The organism is Vibrio orientalis CIP 102891 = ATCC 33934 (assembly GCF_000176235.1).
Taxonomy (GTDB): Bacteria; Pseudomonadota; Gammaproteobacteria; order Enterobacterales; family Vibrionaceae; genus Vibrio; species Vibrio orientalis.
In genome coordinates this window covers 181279-198029 of the sequence record NZ_ACZV01000005.1, presented here as the reverse complement: position 1 = coordinate 198029, position 16751 = coordinate 181279, and the positions used below count along the sequence as shown (strand labels likewise).

Here is a 16751-nt window from a genome sequence, read left to right as displayed (position 1 = left end):
CCGTATCTGATTTGATTTTAACTCTAAGTAGGAGGTTGTTTTATGGCTAGACGTAAAATGCAGTCAAAACGCCTTAATAAGACTGTTGCCGCAAACCGCCGCAAGCGTATGCTCAGCAACAACAAAAAAAAGGTGATTGCACGTCACCGCGCATTTATGCAACTAATCACAGAAGCATAATCCTGAGAGCAAACATCTACTCATAAGATGTTTGCTTAAAAACCTACCCTTCTTTTTCCTGCCCTGATTTAATTTCAAGTATTTGCATCGCCTTACGTTCTTTCTTCTTCTCTTTGCGTCGACGCTTAAAGAAAGCTTGAAGTTGAACTCGGCATTCATCCTCTAATAACCCTTTTTCAACATCCGCATAGTGATACGCCGCTTGATGTTCAAACAAGTTAAGTACTGTTCCCGCCGCCCCGGCCTTCAAGTCTGGTGCCCCAAACACAATACGTTTCACTCGACTGTGTAGCAGCGCTCCGGCACACATAGGACAAGGCTCTAGCGTCACGTAGAGTGTCGTATCGAGCAGTCGATAATTCTCTAGAACCTCACCCGCCTTTCGGATGGTCTGCATTTCCGCGTGGGCGGTTGCATCGTGCTGACCGATAGACTCATTCCAACCTTCCGCAATGATTTCACCATCTTTAACCAACACAGCGCCAACTGGCACTTCACCTTGTGTTTCAGCGTGTGCCGCCAGCTCCATCGCTCGACGCATAAATCGTTCATCTTGAGGGGTAAATTGAGATTCTGACAAAGAAAACTCCGGTTATATGAGTAGACGACTAGAGATAGTAAATTCTACCTCTATGAAAGGGGAAGTAAAAGCCGGACGCAGAACCAAACAAAGCTATCTGGTTTAGATTTTCCCGCGGCCAAAAAAGAAAGCGCCAGTCTTTCGACCAGCGCTTTTGAGTTTCGAATACCTAAATAGTTGGTGTAGCGCAGTTAACAACGCTACAGCGCAAATATGACGGTCTTTACATCGTGTATGTGTAAGGCGCTTGGATACCTAGAGGAATGCCTAGCATCCAGTAAGCGACTAGGAAGATTGACCAACCGATTAGCATTGCAATCGAGAATGGCATCATCAGTGATGCTAGTGTACCGATACCTGTCGACTTCACGTAACGCTGACAGTAAACAACCACAAGTGGGAAGAATACCATTAGAGGAGAAATGATGTTCGATACAGAGTCACCAACACGGTAAGCCGCTTGCGATAGCTCAGGAGAGATACCAACTGCCATTAACATTGGAACTAGGATTGGACCGATAAGTGCCCATTTTGCTGATGCAGAACCAATGAGCAGGTTTACAGAAGCCGTTAGCAGAATCATACCGATGATCGTTGCTTCACCTGGTAGGTTCATTGCTTTCAGACCCTCAGCACCGTATAGCGCTAGCATGGTACCGATGTTTGACTGCGCGAATGCAGATAGGAACTGTGCACAGAAGAACGACATAACAATGTATGCGCCCATTGTAGACATTGTATCTGCCATCGCTTTGATGATGTCGTTACTTGTCTTAAATGTGCCAGAAACTTTACCGTAAACGTAACCTGGGATGATGAATAGAATGAAGATCAATGGAACGATCGACTTCATAATTGGCGCAGAGAACGCGGTAATTTCACCTTCAGGAGAACGCAGTGCTGAGTTCTCAGGAATAATCGCTGCGATCAGAACAGCAATACCCGCCATCATCGCCCAACCAGCGTAACGGAACGCTTTAGATTCAAGTTCAGTGAATGAACCTAGGTCTGGTGCTTTTTCTGCATCTTCGTCAACTGGCGTGTTCGCTAGGCGTGGTTCAATGATCTTCTCTGTTACATACCAACCGATAGCAACGATGATGATTGAAGATAGACCAGTAAAGAAGATGTTTGCTAGTGGGTTAACCACGTACTCAGGGTCAAGTACTTGCGCCGCTGTCTGAGTAAAGCCCGCTAGTAGAGGGTCGATACCTGAAGGGATAAAGTTTGCAGAGAAACCACCCGATACACCCGCAAACGCAGCAGCAATACCCGCTAGAGGGTGACGGCCAGCAGCGTGGAAGATGATACCACCTAGAGGGATAACCAGTACGTAGCCTGCATCTGCAGCTGTGTGTGACACGATAGCCACAAGAATTAGCATTGGAGTCAGAAGCTTCGCTGGAGTGAAGTTAAGCATCTTCTTAAGGCCAGTAGTGATAAAGCCTGAAGAGTCAGCAACACCAACACCTAGCATCGCAACAAGTACGATACCTAGTGGTGCAAAGCCTGTGAAAGTCGTTACCATGTTCGCAAGGAAGCTTGCTAGAGATTCGCCAGTCAAAAGGTTGTTGATTGCAAGCGCTTCACCCGAACGTGGGTTAATAAGATCAAACGAAATGTTTGAAAGTAGAGCAGATGCTGCCCAAGTAATAACAAGTGCCCAGAAGAACAAAATTGCAGGATCAGGAATTTTATTACCTGCTCGTTCAATAAAGTTTAAGAAGCGATCCATCCCACTCGGCTTTTCGGATGGTGCCTTATTTACTGCTTGGTTACTCATGGTAACTCCATATGTGATGTTGTTGCCGTAGACCTTTGTGCATTTATTATGTTGGTCTATTTTCCACTAAGCATTCTATTAAATCCGCTTACAGAAAGCACAAGGTTCTATAGTTTTTTCCATATTTGGAGACATATTTTGCAAAAACACCATTAGCGTGCAACAAATAATCCACATGTTTATCATCAATAAATAAACAATATTCCAACTAATTTTAAATATATAACATGGCGTTTTAAAAGATACTTAATCACTCAGACAAAAATGCACCTAATCACATATCAAATTCGCTATAACTAGATAGCATCGATTTCACCGTTACTAACTGAGTAACACCAACTCGATCTGTCCATTCAACCGTTACTGCGACACTTTTCAGTGATGCTGAAAGAGATACAGCAGGGGCCGCTATCGACCAACGCAATACGTACGGAGAATAGCTTGTCATATCACTGCCACTGGTTAGTGATGAAAACTCTGCGACAGAGAGACCAGAAGCCGCAGGTGATGCTCCCCTAGTACGAAACCACTCTAACTTCTGTTCCGCTAGATTTAGCGCTTGGTGGCTATTGAGAGCAAAATCCGCCCGCTGTTCCACGTACGACTGCATTTTGATCAAGCCTAGCGAAGCCACACCAATCAACAAAAAAGCGATCAGCACCTCCAATAAACTAAAACCACCTTGTTTATTCAACACTCCAACTCCCGGCGATCCAAGACAGTACCTTAGGAGGATTACTTAAGCTATTTGCTGACAAGTAGTCGATGCTATAAGAACCGTTTAGAACCACTTCTCCCCCTTCTGAATCGAAAATCATTCCTCCCTTAGGCTCGAAAGCCCCATGATCAAAATAAACGGTTGTTGGGCCAAGATAGCTTTCAATTGCCGCTTTGAAAGAGACGCCACTCCAGTAGCTAGCGATATTCGTTGGAGAAAACTCAACCGTGGTCATATCCACCATATGATAGATAGAGCCTTCAAAGACCATCGAACCCTGTGCAGAAAACAGGCCATTTTCCACCACAAGGGAGTAAGCACCATGGGTAACAATAGGCGAATCAATAATGCAATGCCCCTCTATCCATAGCTTTTTCTTACCCGTGTTAAAGTGGGTTTGAATGACATCGGCACAGTCATGCCCGTCAACGACCGTTGCTAGCGATACCACATCGTAATAACTTTTCACTTCGGCAAGGTTGCTTGGCGTTTTTTCCATGCCAAAGTAATTTCTAAATGGCTCAAGTGCATCGTCCTTTTTATAGTCTTGCTTAAATTGGCTCGCGTGCACTGAGGTGTTGCCGCTGATTGAGCTAGAGGTCATATGTGTATTGGCGCATTCACCACTAAAGCCGCTATATGGTGCTCCCGCTGCAGGAACTAGGGTTGTGAGCTTATCTGACGATGTGGTCGCCTCGTAACTCACTTGGCTTTTATATCTCACAGCAATGCAGTCATAGGTTCCTGCCGAGTTTTTTGTTCTTGGCACATCTGGCACAATCTCAACACTGCCTCTGATCCTGAGATCAGCAGTGGCTTGAATCGCACCCAACCCGGTTTTAGCCGCATATAAAAAATGCTTGGTGATGGCGTGACTGTCACTCTTAGCATGAATAACATAACGCTCTGAACCTACTGGATAGCTGTAGAGCTCGGTTAGACTCAACTCCGCCTTACAAATATCGTCAAGTACTGTATTCGCTGCAGAGGAGAGCGTATTTAACTGGCTAGGAGCAGATGAAATATAGGCATAAAGACACTCAACACCGCCCTCAACTTGCCAGTGAGTTTGACGATCTTTAAGCTCATTTTGCGCACGTTTGATTTGATAAAAAACAGACTTGTAAGAACCCAATGTCAACATCAACGCCGAGGCTAGCAGTATCGATACCACCATCAAGGTCACTACCCCACGCTGATATTCACCTCTCATTGCCAATTTCTCTGTATCAGTTCAATGCGGGTTTGATACTCAACGCTCGGATCTAAGAGCAAATGCCCAACCACGAACACGCTAACCCACTGACTCGATGCGCTATTGCCTGACACAAGCTTCGCCTCAGCTTCAAATCGAGAGATGGAGATCTGTTTAGGATCAAACAAGTTAAAGCAATAGCCACCACTGCCGGATAAACTCGCCGCAGAGACAGTCAATGGTAACGGTGAATGCTTTTCACACACCTTGAGCATGTCACCTTGTGTAGAAACTGGCGAAGCTTCCCTTTTATACACCACACTGCGAAAGGCATGATTGCCGGCGGAAGCGACGCGATAAACATAACCCAATGAATTCGAACTAGGCTGTAGGTGTATACTCCGTTGCGCTCCGGATAACAGCAGTGAACTTGAACCTAGCCCATCAAAGCCGGCCCGCTGTACATCCTCTTTCAGCTGTTGCAGCACACTCGATATGTTCTGAGCTAGTAAGAGTGTTTTCGCTCTTTCGATCGCCAATTTCTGTCCCGTAATATAGATACTACCGACCACACCAATTGCCATAACTCCAATCAAACAAGAAACTAGCAGCTCAACAAAAGATCCTCCTACTTGCTTAGAACGACTAACAGCTCGGATAGCCAAACCATGCCCCTCCTTCACCACAAATGACGATTCGGCTTGCCGCGTAAGCACTCTTAAGCCTCAACACCTTGCTTGATTGCCCCGCGATATAAAACCGAAGGTGGCCGTCTTTTACTTTTCCGCGTGTGCCATCGAACTTAATTTGATCAGAGGTATAGCCAGAGAATAGAACGATATGACGATAGGCTTCACCATTTAAGATCAGCAGTTGATTCCCTGCGTTAGGAATCACTGAATCGGTCAAAATGAGCCTCCACTCCCCTGCTGGACTTGGGTTAGTCGCGAGAGAAATATGTGACCAAAGACTTTGATTTCTCCATACCGCCTCTGATTTAGCCTGAATCAGATAATTGTGCAGTTCACTAGCAAATCGTTTGATTTGGGTTTCCTTCACCATCGAAGAAAAATTGGGAGCAGCGGCTGTCAGCACGACACCAAATATTATTAATGTGATGACTAACTCAAGGAGTGTGAACCCGCGAGACATTTCCCAGTTTCCTATGTAAAGCCATGTGAGGCACTTTTCCGTCTTGAATATATGCTATCAGCTAACAAAAATAGGCGGAAAATCAAAAGGAAGCGTTGGGAATGATTCGAGAAAATAACTGTAAATTGCGTAACAAAAAAGTAAGAGGAATGACTCTGATCGAACTAATGTTAGTTGTGGCCATTATCGCAATCTTGGCAAGCATCGCCTACCCAAGCTACCAACGCCACTTACTAAAAGCACATCGGATAACCGTATTGGGCGACTTAGCAAAAATACAACTTGAACTAGAAAGAAACTATAACGGTAGCTATGCCTCTGCTGCACAAGCGGTTCTACCGGGAGGCGTGTGTCATTTTTGTACGCGAGACCAGAGACAATTCGAGCTCTCTGTCTCATCTGCGTTAACAAGCTATACCATTACGGCCACCGCAAAAGGGAGCCAAACCGGTGACAAATGTAAGGGAAGTAGCTATAGCAAACTGACGCTCAATAGCATCGGCCTGCATACTCCAAATAATTGCTGGCAATAAAAAAGCCTGCACAGTGGCAGGCTTTTCAATCAAATCTAATAACCAATTAGCTGGTTAGGTCATCAAAGAATTTCTTAACACCGTTAAAGAAACCTTCAGATTTTGGCTTATGCTTAGTCGCCGCTTCACCGCCACAAGACTCTTCAAACTCTTTCAGTAGTTCTTTCTGACGTGAACTCAAGTTAACTGGCGTCTCAACGACTAGCTTAACGATTAGGTCACCAATACCGCCGCCGCGAACACCCTTCACGCCTTTGCCGCGCATGCGGAACATACGGCTTGTTTGAGTCTCTGAAGGTACCTTCAGGTTTACTCGGCCATCAAGCGTAGGAACTTCAACTTCACCACCAAGCGCAGCCATTGCAAAGCTCACTGGCACTTCGCAATAAAGGTTGTTGCCGTCACGCTCAAAGATGTGGTGATCTTTTACATGTACTTGTACATATAGATCGCCTGCTGGTGCGCCATGTTCACCTGCTTCACCTTCGCCAGATAGACGAATGCGGTCGCCAGTATCCACGCCTGCTGGGATCTTAACGTTAAGTGTTTTGGTTTTCTGTTTACGACCTTGCCCATGACATGACTTACATGGGTTCTTAATGATCTTACCTTTACCGTGACACGTTGGACACGTTTGCTGAACGGCGAAGAAACCTTGACGCATTTGCACTTGGCCGTGGCCATGACAGGTGCCACAAGTCTCTGCTGAAGAGCCTTTCTCTGCGCCGCTACCGTCACATATCTCACACTCAACCAGTGTCGGTACTTCAATTTCTTTAGAAACACCACGAACTGCTTCTTCTAGCGTCAGTTCCATATTGTAACGTAGGTCAGCACCACGCTGTGCACGATGACCACCGCCACCACGGCGACCACCACCAAAAATATCACCGAATACATCACCGAAGATATCGCCGAAGTCAGCACCGCCGCCACCGAAGCCGCCACCGCCGCCCATGCCACCTTGTTCAAAGGCTGCGTGGCCGTACTGGTCGTAAGCTGCACGTTTCTGAGCGTCAGTAAGAATTTCGTACGCTACTTTTACTTCTTTAAACTTTTCTGCAGCGCTGTCATCACCCTGATTGCGGTCTGGGTGGAATTTCATCGCTAAGCGCTTGTACGCTTTCTTAATATCGCGCTCTGATGCATCGCGGCTTACGCCTAATACTTCGTAAAAATCACGTTTTGACATGTTCTTCGTCACCAATGTAGTACTGCAAACAGTGGGTTAGTCGACCACCGCTTGGTGTTTGTATCATTCTAGATAAAGGCTTTAAACAAAAGTGCTTATCTGGAAGGACAGTTAATTACAAACATACGGGCGTATGAGTTTCCCCAAACGCCCGCATCATAATTTAAGTTAAATCAGATTCAAGAATTACTTCTTGTCTTCTTTTACTTCTTCGAATTCAGCGTCAACAACATCGTCGTCTTGCTTAGGCTGTTCACCTGCTTCCGCGCCTGCTTGTTGTGCTTGAGCTTGCTGCTGAGCGATTTCCATTAGCTTCTGAGCTGCTGCCATAAGAGCTTGAACTTTAGCGTCGATCGCTTCTTTGTCTTCACCCTTACGAGCTTCTTCTAGCTCAGAGATAGCTGCTTCAATCTTCTCTTTCTCGTCAGCAGGAAGAGCTTCGCCCGCTTCTTCGATTTGCTTACGAGTACCGTGAATCATTTGGTCAGCTTGGTTACGTGCAGTTACTAACTCTTCGAACTTCTTGTCCGCTTCTTTGTTAGCTTCTGCTTCTTGTACCATTTTTTCGATTTCTTCGTCTGATAGACCGCCAGAAGCTTGGATAGTGATCTTCTGTTCTTTACCAGTCGCTTTATCTTTCGCAGATACGTTTAGGATACCGTCAGCATCTAGGTCGAAAGTTACTTCGATTTGTGGCATACCACGTGGTGCTGGCTGAATACCTTCTAGGTTGAACTGACCAAGAGACTTGTTGTAAGTCGCTTGCTTACGCTCACCTTGTAGTACGTGGATAGTTACCGCGCTCTGGTTGTCTTCAGCTGTAGAGAACACTTGATCCGCTTTAGTAGGGATAGTTGTGTTCTTCTCGATTAGCTTAGTCATTACGCCGCCCATCGTTTCGATACCGAAAGATAGAGGAGTAACGTCTAGTAGAAGTACGTCTTTAACGTCACCAGCTAGTACACCACCTTGAACTGCAGCACCCATTGCTACTGCTTCATCAGGGTTCACGTCACGGCGAGCTTCTTTACCGAAGAACTCAGCAACTTTAGCTTGAACCATAGGCATACGAGTCTGACCACCTACTAGGATAACGTCAGTGATGTCGCCTACAGATAGGTCAGCGTCAGCTAGAGCAACTTTTAGTGGCTCAAGAGAACGTTGAACTAGGTCTTCAACTAGAGATTCTAGTTTCGCACGAGTCACTTTAACGTTCATGTGCTTAGGACCAGTTGCATCCGCAGTAACGTAAGGTAGGTTTACGTCAGTTTGTGAAGTAGAAGAAAGCTCGATTTTCGCTTTTTCTGCTGCTTCTTTAACACGCTGCATTGCTAGTGGATCAGTCTTAAGATCGATGCCTTGCTCTTTCTTAAACTCTTCTACTAGGTAGTTGATCATGCGGTTATCGAAATCTTCACCACCAAGGTGAGTATCACCGTTAGTTGCTAGTACTTCGAACGTCTTTTCGCCTTCAACTTCATCGATTTCGATGATTGAAATATCGAATGTACCACCACCAAGGTCGTATACAGCGATAGTGCGATCGCCACCTTGCTTGTCTAGGCCGTATGCTAGAGCAGCAGCCGTTGGTTCGTTGATGATACGTTTAACATCTAGACCTGCGATACGGCCAGCATCTTTAGTTGCTTGACGCTGAGCATCGTTGAAGTAAGCAGGTACAGTAACAACAGCGCCAGTTACTTCCTCACCTAGGAAGTCTTCAGCTGTTTTCTTCATTTTCTTCAAGATTTCAGCTGAAACTTGAGGAGCTGCCATTTTTTGGCCTTGTGCTTCTACCCAAGCGTCACCGTTGTCAGCCTTAACGATTTTGTAAGGCATGATTTCGATATCGCGCTGAACTTCTTCGTCTTCAAAGCGACGACCAATAAGACGCTTAATTGCAAATAGCGTATTTGTTGGGTTTGTAACCGCTTGACGTTTAGCTGGTTGGCCTACTAGCGTTTCACCGTCTGTGTATGCAACAACAGATGCCGTTGTACGCTCACCTTCTGCGTTTTCGATTACGCGTGGTTTGTCGCCGTCTAGTACAGCAACACATGAGTTAGTAGTACCTAAATCAATACCAATGATTTTACCCATCAGGCTATCTCCGAATAATTTTCTATTTTCGTTTTGCTATATCCCCTATGTGGGGGATGGAGAATCGGGTTTCAACCCTTGCTCACAAACAAAAATATGGATGTTTGCTTCTCGTATGCCACATAGATAAGGGCGGCAAATGGCTTTTCAAGGGAAAGATTGAAAAAAAATGAAAAAAGATTGTCGGGAAATGCGACTAAATTTCACTTAGATGCATTTCAACCTCACTCTCGAAGTTATCTGTCATCCTCAAGAGTGAGGGACGAACGAGTTGGGGATCTCAAACAGCAAAATAATTAACTTTTAGAGATTCCCTACTCACTCATTCTTCGCTCTATGGAATGACCCTTTACTAAGCCAGTTCAAGACTCGCTACTTCAGCCGTAGGAGACTTAGGTTAAATTTAAACGTCATCCTCAAGAGTGAGGCACGAACGAGTTGGGGATCTCAAACAGCAAAATAACTAACCTTTAGAGATTCCCTACTCGCTCATTCTTCGCTCTATGGAATGACCCTTTACTACGCCAGTTCAAGACTCGCTACTTCAGCCGTAGGAGACTTAGGTTAAATTTAAACGTCATCCTCAAGAGTGAGGCACGAACGAGTTGGGGATCTCAAACAGCAATATGACTAACCTTTAGAGATTCCCTACTCGCTCATTCTTCGCTCTATAGAATGACAATAATTGCATCGTCAGTGCTCATATCCACAGTAGAAAAACAAAAAGCGAACCCGAGGGTCCGCTTTTAATATTTGGGAACGTTGAAGATTAAGCTTCTACTGGCTTCGCTGCTACTTCCACTTCTTCTTTACCAATTTCGCCTTCAGACTTAGCAACGATAGTGTTTACCGCTGTGTCACCAACTACGTTAGAAGAAGTACAGAACATATCGTTGATACGGTCTACCGCTGCGATGATTGCAAGACCTTCTGGTGGAAGACCTAGTTGGTGAAGTAGAACACCAACCATTACCACACCACCACCTGGTACACCACCTGCGCCAATTGATAGCAGAAGGATTGTTAGACCTAGAGTGAATACATCTGCCGTGTTGATCGGCTGACCAAATGCGTTCGCTACGAAGATAGTTGCTAATGCGATGTAGATAGATACACCAGACATGTTCATTGTTGCACCTAGTGGTACACCAAAGCCTGCCACTGACTTAGATACTTTTAGCTTCTCTGTCAGAGTACGCATTGTTACAGGGATAGTCGCGTTCGAGCTTGCTGTTGATAGAGAGAATAGGATCTGCTCACGCGTTGCACGTAGGAACGTCTTTGGAGAAGTACCTGTCGCAACACCTACCGCCATTGGGTAGAAGAAAAAAATCCAGAACACTAGCATTGAAACAACCAGCGCTACGTAGCCTGCAACAGACATTAGCGTGTTAGCGTCAAGAGTTGCACCTAGTTGAATCATCAGCGCGAATACACCAAATGGCGCGAGGCTCATCACTAGACCAACAAGCTTCATCATGATTTCGTTAGCCATCTTGAAAGTACGGATAGCTGGACCGCCACGTGAATCAAGTGCTTGAATAGCAAGACCTGTCAAGATTGCCATAAAGATGATTTGCAGCATGTCACCGTTCGCAAACGCCTGTACAGGGTTGCTTGGTACGATGTTCACTACCAATGAGAAGATATCAGGTGTTTCAGTTGTCGTTAGCTTAACCGTTTCTGAAATCGTACCCGCTAGGTTTGCGTCTGCACCTGGTTGGAAGATAAGACCAACAGTTAGGGCAGCGGTAATCGCGATGATGGTGTTAATAATGTATAGAGCAAAGGTTTTACCACCAAGGCGACCAAATGCAGTGATGTCTTTCAGATCTACGATGCCACATACGATAGATACGTAGACTAAAGGAACAACTAGCAGTTTAATCAAAGATACAAACATACCACCAGCGCCTTCCGCAGCACCTAACAGGTATGTATCGAAGATAGCGATCCCACTGAACAAGTACTGAATTGCGGTACCGATCAGAAGACCAGCAAACAAGCCTACAAATATCTTGCTTGAAAGCGATTTATCCATCATTCATCTCCAGAATGTTGTGTTTATTATTTATGGTTTTATAGTTTATTCCGCCAGTTTATTCGGCAGAGTTCGCACATAATACACACAAAGGTTACAAAATAAAGACTTTGTTTACGATAGTGTTACAACTTTCTCATTGGAAATAAATTTTATATTAAACTTATGTAGCGAAATTATTCCCTACATCAATCATTTATATTTCGAGTATTTACCTCTTCTAGCACACAAAAAAAAAGAGAGCCCCGCAGGACTCTCTTTTCAAAAATTAGATCTAAGTAGAATTATTTAGATACCATTACCATCGCCGGGCGAATAACGCGACCGTTCAGCTCATAGCCTTTCTGCATAACGAACATCACAGTGTTTGGTTCGTGATCAGGGCTTTCTTGAATTGACATTGCTTGGTGCAGTTCAGGGTTGAATGTTTCACCTTCAGGGTTAATCTCTTTCAAACCAAACTTAGAAACCGTATCAACAAACGTTTTGTATGTCAGTTCAACACCTTCAAGCAGTGGTTTTACTGCTTCATTCTCAGTGTCTGCCGCTTGAATAGCGCGCTCTAGGTTATCAATAACCGGTAGTAGCTCTTCCGAAAACTTGTTCAGAGCATACTTACGCGCTTTATCGATCTCTGATTCAGTACGACGACGCATGTTTTCTACTTCTGCCTTAGCACGTAGAACACCGTCTTGCTGATCTTTGATTTTTGCTTCACTTGATAAAAGAGCCGCTTCCAATTGAGCAATCTTTACGTCTTTCTCATCACCAGCTTCTTCAAGCTCAGCTTCCGCTTCTTGAGCCGCTGCTTCCACTTTCTCTGCTTCTTCGATGATTTGATCAAGCTCAGCTTCAGTAACTTTGTTTTCTTCGTTGCTCATGATATCTCCAGAATTCACATCTATTGGTACTCAACACATCACGTTTATCGTATTGAGATACACAAAAATTCGCATAAATAGCTAACTTGCCATTATTATGGGGATGAAGATTGACGATTCAAGCCTAATTGGTACGTAAAACCTATGAAAAAACCTTTTCAAGTGATCGCCATCATTGGAAAACCAAGAGATCAGCAAGCTATTGCGACTCATCGAGAGCTATATACTTGGCTGAGATCGGAAGGTTATAAGGTCTATATCGACGACCGCCTAAGCGAAATCTTAGATGATATTCCACAAGATGACTTTGCCAGTCTCATTCAACTGGGCCGCAGTGCCGATCTCGCTATCGTCGTTGGCGGTGACGGTAATATGTTGGGCGCAGCTCGCGTTCTTTCTCGCTTTGATATTTCAGTAATCGGGGTCAACCGCGGCAACCTTGGCTTCCTCACCGACCTCAATCCAGAAGACTTCCAAACGTCATTAAAGAAAGTGTTAGAAGGCGAGTTTTTTGAAGAAGAGCGTTTTTTGCTTGAAGCTGAAGTGCATCGCCACGGGCAAGTAAAAAGCCATAACGCAGCATTGAATGAAGCGGTTTTGCACCCAGGGCAAGTCGCTCATATGATTGAGTTCGAAGTTTATATCGATGATAGCTTCGCGTTTTCACTGCGTGCTGATGGTTTGATTGTTTCGACGCCAACTGGCTCTACCGCTTACTCGTTATCGGGTGGCGGCCCTATTTTGTCCCCGAGCCTCAATGCGATTTCACTGGTGCCGATGTTCCCGCACACTTTATCAAGTCGCCCGCTAGTGGTAGATAGCAAACGTCATATTAAACTGATTGTTTCGCCAGATAACCGCGGCACGCAAGAAGTGGGCTGTGACGGACAAGTCTCTTTACCAGTATCACCGGGTGATGAAGTGCATATTTACCAAAGCCCGAATGTCCTCAAGCTTATCCACCCGAAAGATTACAGCTACTATCACGTACTGCGTAACAAGCTCGGCTGGTCGAGTAAGCTGTTTTAAGTACTCAATGAATAATGACAGGATGAGCTCAGTTGTCCTGTCATTCCTGAGATGGAGGAACGACAGAGTCAGGAATCTCTCAAAGAGTGTCGTATAGGTCGGCCCAACTCCGATTCGTTTCCGCAATTAAATTATCTTTCCATTCTCGCTTCCATTTTTTCATTTGTTTCTCTCTCTTGATGGCGTCTGTGATATCAAGATAAAGTTCATAGTAGACCAAACGGTCGATGTTATACCGCTTACTAAATCCATCAACACTGCTATTTTTGTGCTGCCATATCCGCGCTTTTAAATTGCTCGTCACACCAATGTACAAACAGCTACCTGATTCGTTGGCCAATATGTATACCGCAGGTTGTTTCACTTCCATTCCTTCCACCTCAACATAGGCAATACCAATGATAGATGGGATGTCTGACGAATAAGTTTGAAAAAAGAACTAAGATGCCAACCCTTTGGAGATTCCCTACTCTCTCCTTCATCGCTCTATGGAATGACACTTCTAATGCACCGCCACTACACCATGACAAACAACGTCATCCTCAAGAGTGAGGTACGAACGAGTTGGGGATCTCTCAAAGCGAGTCGAAAACGATAATTGATTCCCTACTCGCTCCTTCATCGCTCTATGGAATGACACTTCTAATGCACCGCCACTACACCATGACAAACAACGTCACCCTCAAAAGTGAGGTACGACCGAGTTGCGGAGCTCTCAAAGCGAGTCGAAAACGATAAGAGGTTCCCTACTCGCTCCTTCGTCGCTCTATGGAATGGCACTTCTAATTCACCGCCACTACAACAAGATGAACAACGTCATCCTCAAGAGTGAGGTACGAACGAGTTGGGGATCTCTCAAAGCAAGTCGAAAACGATAAGAGATTCCCTACTCGCTCCTCCGTCGCTCTATGGAATGACACCTCTAATTCACCGCCACTACACCAAAACAAACAGCGTCATCCTCAAGAGTGAGGTACGAACGAGTTGGGGATCTCTCAAAGCGAGTCGAAAACGATAATTGATTCCCTACTCGCTCCTACGTCGCTCTATGGAATGACACTTCAAATTCACCGCCACTACACCAAAACAAACAACGTCACCCTCAAAAGTGAGGTACGACCGAGTTACGGAGCTCTCAAAGCGAGTCGAAAACGATAAGAGGTTCCCTACTCACTCCTCCGTCGCTCTATGGAATGACACTTCAAATTCACCGCCACTACACCAAAACAAACAGCGTCATCCTCAAGAGTGAGGTACGACCGAGTTGGGGATCTCTCAAAGCGAGTCGAAAACGATAAGAGGTTCCCTACTCACTCCTCCGTCGCTCTATGGAATGACACTTCAAATTCACCGCCACTACACCAAAACAAACAGCGTCATCCTCAAGAGTGAGGTACGAACGAGTTGGGGATCTCTCAAAGCGAGTCGAAAACGATAATTGATTCCCTACTCGCTCCTTCGTCGCTCTATGGAATGACAATACTTTCATCAAACAAGGTTTAGATCCTCTTCACAAAAATTTTCACCTGTCACTTTACTGTATAAAGAAACAGTATATACTGAGCTTATATACAGTATTGTTCATTTAAACAGGTACAACAAAATGCTGGCTCATCTAAGTGTTAATAATTTTGCAATTGTTAAGTCTCTACAGCTAGAGCTATCCAAAGGAATGACAACCATCACGGGTGAAACTGGCGCGGGTAAATCCATCGCCATAGACGCTCTTGGTTTATGTTTAGGCGGGCGAGCGGAAGCCAGCATGGTGCGCCAAGGAGAAGAGAAAACCGAAGTCAGTGCCGCTTTCTCTCTCGACAACAATATTAATGCCACTCGCTGGCTAGAAGACAACGATCTACTCGATGGTAGCGACTGTATTTTGCGCCGCATCATCAGCAAAGAAGGTCGCTCTCGCGCATTCATCAATGGCAGCCCTGTCCCCCTTTCTCAGCTTAAATCTTTAGGGCAGCTACTGATCAATATCCACGGTCAACATGCGCATCATCAATTGATGAAAAGCGAATACCAGATGGCAATGCTCGACCAATACGCCGGGCATTCTAATCTGCTTAAAAGCACTCGTAATGCTTACCAGTCATGGCGACAGGCAGATAACAATCTCAAGCAGCTAAAAGAAAACAGCGCGGCAAACTTAGCGCAAAAACAGCTTCTTGAATACCAAATCAAAGAGCTAAACGAGCTATCACTTGGAGAGGACGAATATGAAGAACTCGAACAAGAACATAAACGCCTATCCAACAGTGGCGAGCTTGCCTCTACCTGCCAACAAGCGATCGAACTTATTTACGAAGGTGAAGAAGTTAACGCGCTTGGTATTTTGCAAACAGCCAATCACTCCCTAATTCAGTTGGCAGAGCTCGATGAAAAACTCGCAGAGCTTCCGAACATGGTGGCAGAAGCGATTATTCAGCTTGAAGAAGCCAACAGTGAGCTGCGTAATTACCTTGATAATATCGATGTTGACCCTGCACGCATGGCGTATGTCGAAGAACGTTTCTCTAAGGTAATGTCGATGGCCAGAAAGCATCATGTTATGCCTGACGAGCTGTACCAGCACCATCAAGATTTGCTGAGCCAGATTGAAGCGCTCGATTGCTCAGATGAAAAACTTGAAGAGCTAGAACAGGAAGTTGAGGCAAAATACCAAAGCTTCTTAACCGCGGCAGAGAAACTGCATAAGTCTCGCCAGCGTTACGCTAAAGAGCTCAACAAGCTAATCACTGCAAGTATGCATGAACTGAGTATGGAAAAAGCTCAGTTTAGTATTGAAGTGAACAATGAAGGTACGCACCCTTCACCAGTGGGGATGGACTCCGTGTGCTTTGTGGTTTCAACCAACCCAGGTCAACCAATGCAGCCAATTGCGAAGGTGGCGTCAGGTGGTGAGCTGTCGCGTATATCTCTTGCAATACAAGTGATCACCGCGCAAAAAGTCGATACGCCAAGCCTTATCTTTGATGAGGTGGATGTGGGCATCAGTGGCCCAACAGCCGCAGTCGTCGGTAAAATGCTACGTAAGCTGGGTGAATCAACGCAAGTCATGTGTGTGACCCACTTACCGCAAGTTGCAGGCTGTGGTCACCAACAACTCTTCGTCGCGAAACAAACTAAAGCTGGCAAAACCGAAACTCAAATGCGCCGCCTAGATAACGAGCAACGTGTATCCGAGTTAGCCCGCTTACTCGGCGGTAGCCAAATCACCGACTCAACATTGGCCAATGCCAAAGAACTTCTGATCGCTGCATAATCATCACCACATCGAGTCAAAGTTCCTTTTGTTTAAGAATTTTGACTCGACTTTGCAACCAAACTCAAAAATCATGGTCTGAAACAATTCAAAACACGT

General features: G+C 45.2%; 15 protein-coding genes. 4 read left to right on the top strand and 11 right to left on the bottom strand.

Features of this window, described 5'->3' with window-relative positions; all coding sequences use genetic code 11:
- Positions 1-42: 42 nt before the first annotated feature.
- On the top strand, positions 43-180 hold the full coding sequence (locus VIA_RS22365; protein ID WP_004413154.1) for a hypothetical protein: 138 nt from the start codon (positions 43-45) through the stop codon (positions 178-180).
- A 43-nt stretch (positions 181-223) separates the two neighbouring features.
- On the opposite strand, the gene tadA is transcribed toward VIA_RS22365, so the two are convergent.
- From tadA to VIA_RS11420, 6 genes are all read right to left on the bottom strand, one after another.
- Positions 224-760 (bottom strand): tRNA adenosine(34) deaminase TadA, encoded by a 537-nt coding sequence (gene tadA, locus VIA_RS11445; protein ID WP_004413153.1) that lies wholly within the window; start codon positions 758-760, stop codon positions 224-226.
- 223 nt (positions 761-983) lie between these two features.
- The gene (locus tag VIA_RS11440; protein ID WP_004413152.1) at positions 984-2543 is read right to left on the bottom strand and encodes an AbgT family transporter; all 1560 of its coding nucleotides are present in this window, start codon (positions 2541-2543) and stop codon (positions 984-986) included.
- Between the two features lie 274 nt (positions 2544-2817).
- The gene (locus VIA_RS11435) at positions 2818-3240 is read right to left on the bottom strand and encodes a type IV pilus modification PilV family protein (RefSeq protein ID WP_004418633.1); all 423 of its coding nucleotides are present in this window, start codon (positions 3238-3240) and stop codon (positions 2818-2820) included.
- Positions 3230-4474 (bottom strand): hypothetical protein, encoded by a 1245-nt coding sequence (locus VIA_RS11430; RefSeq protein WP_004413150.1) that lies wholly within the window; start codon positions 4472-4474, stop codon positions 3230-3232. Before VIA_RS11430 ends, VIA_RS11435 begins: the two co-directional genes overlap by 11 nt.
- A complete protein-coding gene (locus VIA_RS11425) occupies positions 4471-5121 on the bottom strand; it encodes a hypothetical protein (RefSeq protein ID WP_004413149.1) in 651 nt (216 codons plus the stop codon). The genes VIA_RS11430 and VIA_RS11425 overlap by 4 nt, the downstream gene beginning before the upstream one ends.
- Positions 5102-5608: a GspH/FimT family pseudopilin gene (locus tag VIA_RS11420; protein ID WP_004413148.1), complete on the bottom strand. Its 507-nt coding sequence runs from the start codon at positions 5606-5608 to the stop codon at positions 5102-5104. The genes VIA_RS11425 and VIA_RS11420 overlap by 20 nt, the downstream gene beginning before the upstream one ends.
- A gap of 101 nt (positions 5609-5709) precedes the next feature.
- Here VIA_RS11420 and VIA_RS22580 point away from each other — a divergent pair, with 101 nt between their 5' ends.
- Entirely contained in the window at positions 5710-6141 is a 432-nt protein-coding gene (locus VIA_RS22580) for a type IV pilin protein (RefSeq protein WP_004418635.1), read from the top strand.
- Between the two features lie 46 nt (positions 6142-6187).
- On the opposite strand, the gene dnaJ is transcribed toward VIA_RS22580, so the two are convergent.
- The 4 genes from dnaJ to grpE form a co-directional block, all read right to left on the bottom strand.
- Positions 6188-7333, bottom strand: a complete 1146-nt coding sequence (gene dnaJ / locus VIA_RS11410) for a molecular chaperone DnaJ (protein WP_004413147.1) — start codon at positions 7331-7333, stop codon at positions 6188-6190.
- A 186-nt stretch (positions 7334-7519) separates the two neighbouring features.
- Positions 7520-9433: a molecular chaperone DnaK gene (gene dnaK, locus VIA_RS11405; protein WP_004413146.1), complete on the bottom strand. Its 1914-nt coding sequence runs from the start codon at positions 9431-9433 to the stop codon at positions 7520-7522.
- A 769-nt stretch (positions 9434-10202) separates the two neighbouring features.
- The gene (locus tag VIA_RS11400) at positions 10203-11474 is read right to left on the bottom strand and encodes a dicarboxylate/amino acid:cation symporter (protein WP_040896875.1); all 1272 of its coding nucleotides are present in this window, start codon (positions 11472-11474) and stop codon (positions 10203-10205) included.
- A 284-nt stretch (positions 11475-11758) separates the two neighbouring features.
- The gene (grpE, locus tag VIA_RS11395) at positions 11759-12355 is read right to left on the bottom strand and encodes a nucleotide exchange factor GrpE (protein WP_004413144.1); all 597 of its coding nucleotides are present in this window, start codon (positions 12353-12355) and stop codon (positions 11759-11761) included.
- Positions 12356-12499: 144 nt separating this feature from the next.
- Here grpE and nadK point away from each other — a divergent pair, with 144 nt between their 5' ends.
- Positions 12500-13384, top strand: a complete 885-nt coding sequence (nadK, locus tag VIA_RS11390) for an NAD(+) kinase (RefSeq protein ID WP_004413143.1) — start codon at positions 12500-12502, stop codon at positions 13382-13384.
- Between the two features lie 79 nt (positions 13385-13463).
- Here nadK and VIA_RS11385 read toward each other — a convergent pair whose 3' ends face one another.
- A complete protein-coding gene (locus VIA_RS11385) occupies positions 13464-13754 on the bottom strand; it encodes a GIY-YIG nuclease family protein (protein WP_004418637.1) in 291 nt (96 codons plus the stop codon).
- 1233 nt (positions 13755-14987) lie between these two features.
- On the opposite strand from VIA_RS11385, the gene recN reads away from it, so the two are divergent.
- A complete protein-coding gene (gene recN / locus VIA_RS11380) occupies positions 14988-16652 on the top strand; it encodes a DNA repair protein RecN (protein WP_004413142.1) in 1665 nt (554 codons plus the stop codon).
- Positions 16653-16751: the final 99 nt, after the last annotated feature.

Excerpts from the sequence above, each read along its gene's own strand:
- dnaJ (WP_004413147.1), bottom strand. The coding sequence starts at position 7,333 with ATGTCAAAACGTGATTTTTACGAAGTATTAGGCGTAAGCCGCGATGCA.
- nadK (WP_004413143.1), top strand. The coding sequence starts at position 12,500 with ATGAAAAAACCTTTTCAAGTGATCGCCATCATTGGAAAACCAAGAGAT.
- VIA_RS11430 (WP_004413150.1), bottom strand. The coding sequence starts at position 4,474 with ATGAGAGGTGAATATCAGCGTGGGGTAGTGACCTTGATGGTGGTATCG.
- dnaK (WP_004413146.1), bottom strand. The coding sequence starts at position 9,433 with ATGGGTAAAATCATTGGTATTGATTTAGGTACTACTAACTCATGTGTT.
- VIA_RS22365 (WP_004413154.1), top strand. The coding sequence starts at position 43 with ATGGCTAGACGTAAAATGCAGTCAAAACGCCTTAATAAGACTGTTGCC.
- VIA_RS11400 (WP_040896875.1), bottom strand. The coding sequence starts at position 11,474 with ATGGATAAATCGCTTTCAAGCAAGATATTTGTAGGCTTGTTTGCTGGT.
- VIA_RS22580 (WP_004418635.1), top strand. The coding sequence starts at position 5,710 with ATGATTCGAGAAAATAACTGTAAATTGCGTAACAAAAAAGTAAGAGGA.
- VIA_RS11385 (WP_004418637.1), bottom strand. The coding sequence starts at position 13,754 with ATGGAAGTGAAACAACCTGCGGTATACATATTGGCCAACGAATCAGGT.
- VIA_RS11420 (WP_004413148.1), bottom strand. The coding sequence starts at position 5,608 with ATGTCTCGCGGGTTCACACTCCTTGAGTTAGTCATCACATTAATAATA.
- recN (WP_004413142.1), top strand. The coding sequence starts at position 14,988 with ATGCTGGCTCATCTAAGTGTTAATAATTTTGCAATTGTTAAGTCTCTA.
- VIA_RS11440 (WP_004413152.1), bottom strand. The coding sequence starts at position 2,543 with ATGAGTAACCAAGCAGTAAATAAGGCACCATCCGAAAAGCCGAGTGGG.
- grpE (WP_004413144.1), bottom strand. The coding sequence starts at position 12,355 with ATGAGCAACGAAGAAAACAAAGTTACTGAAGCTGAGCTTGATCAAATC.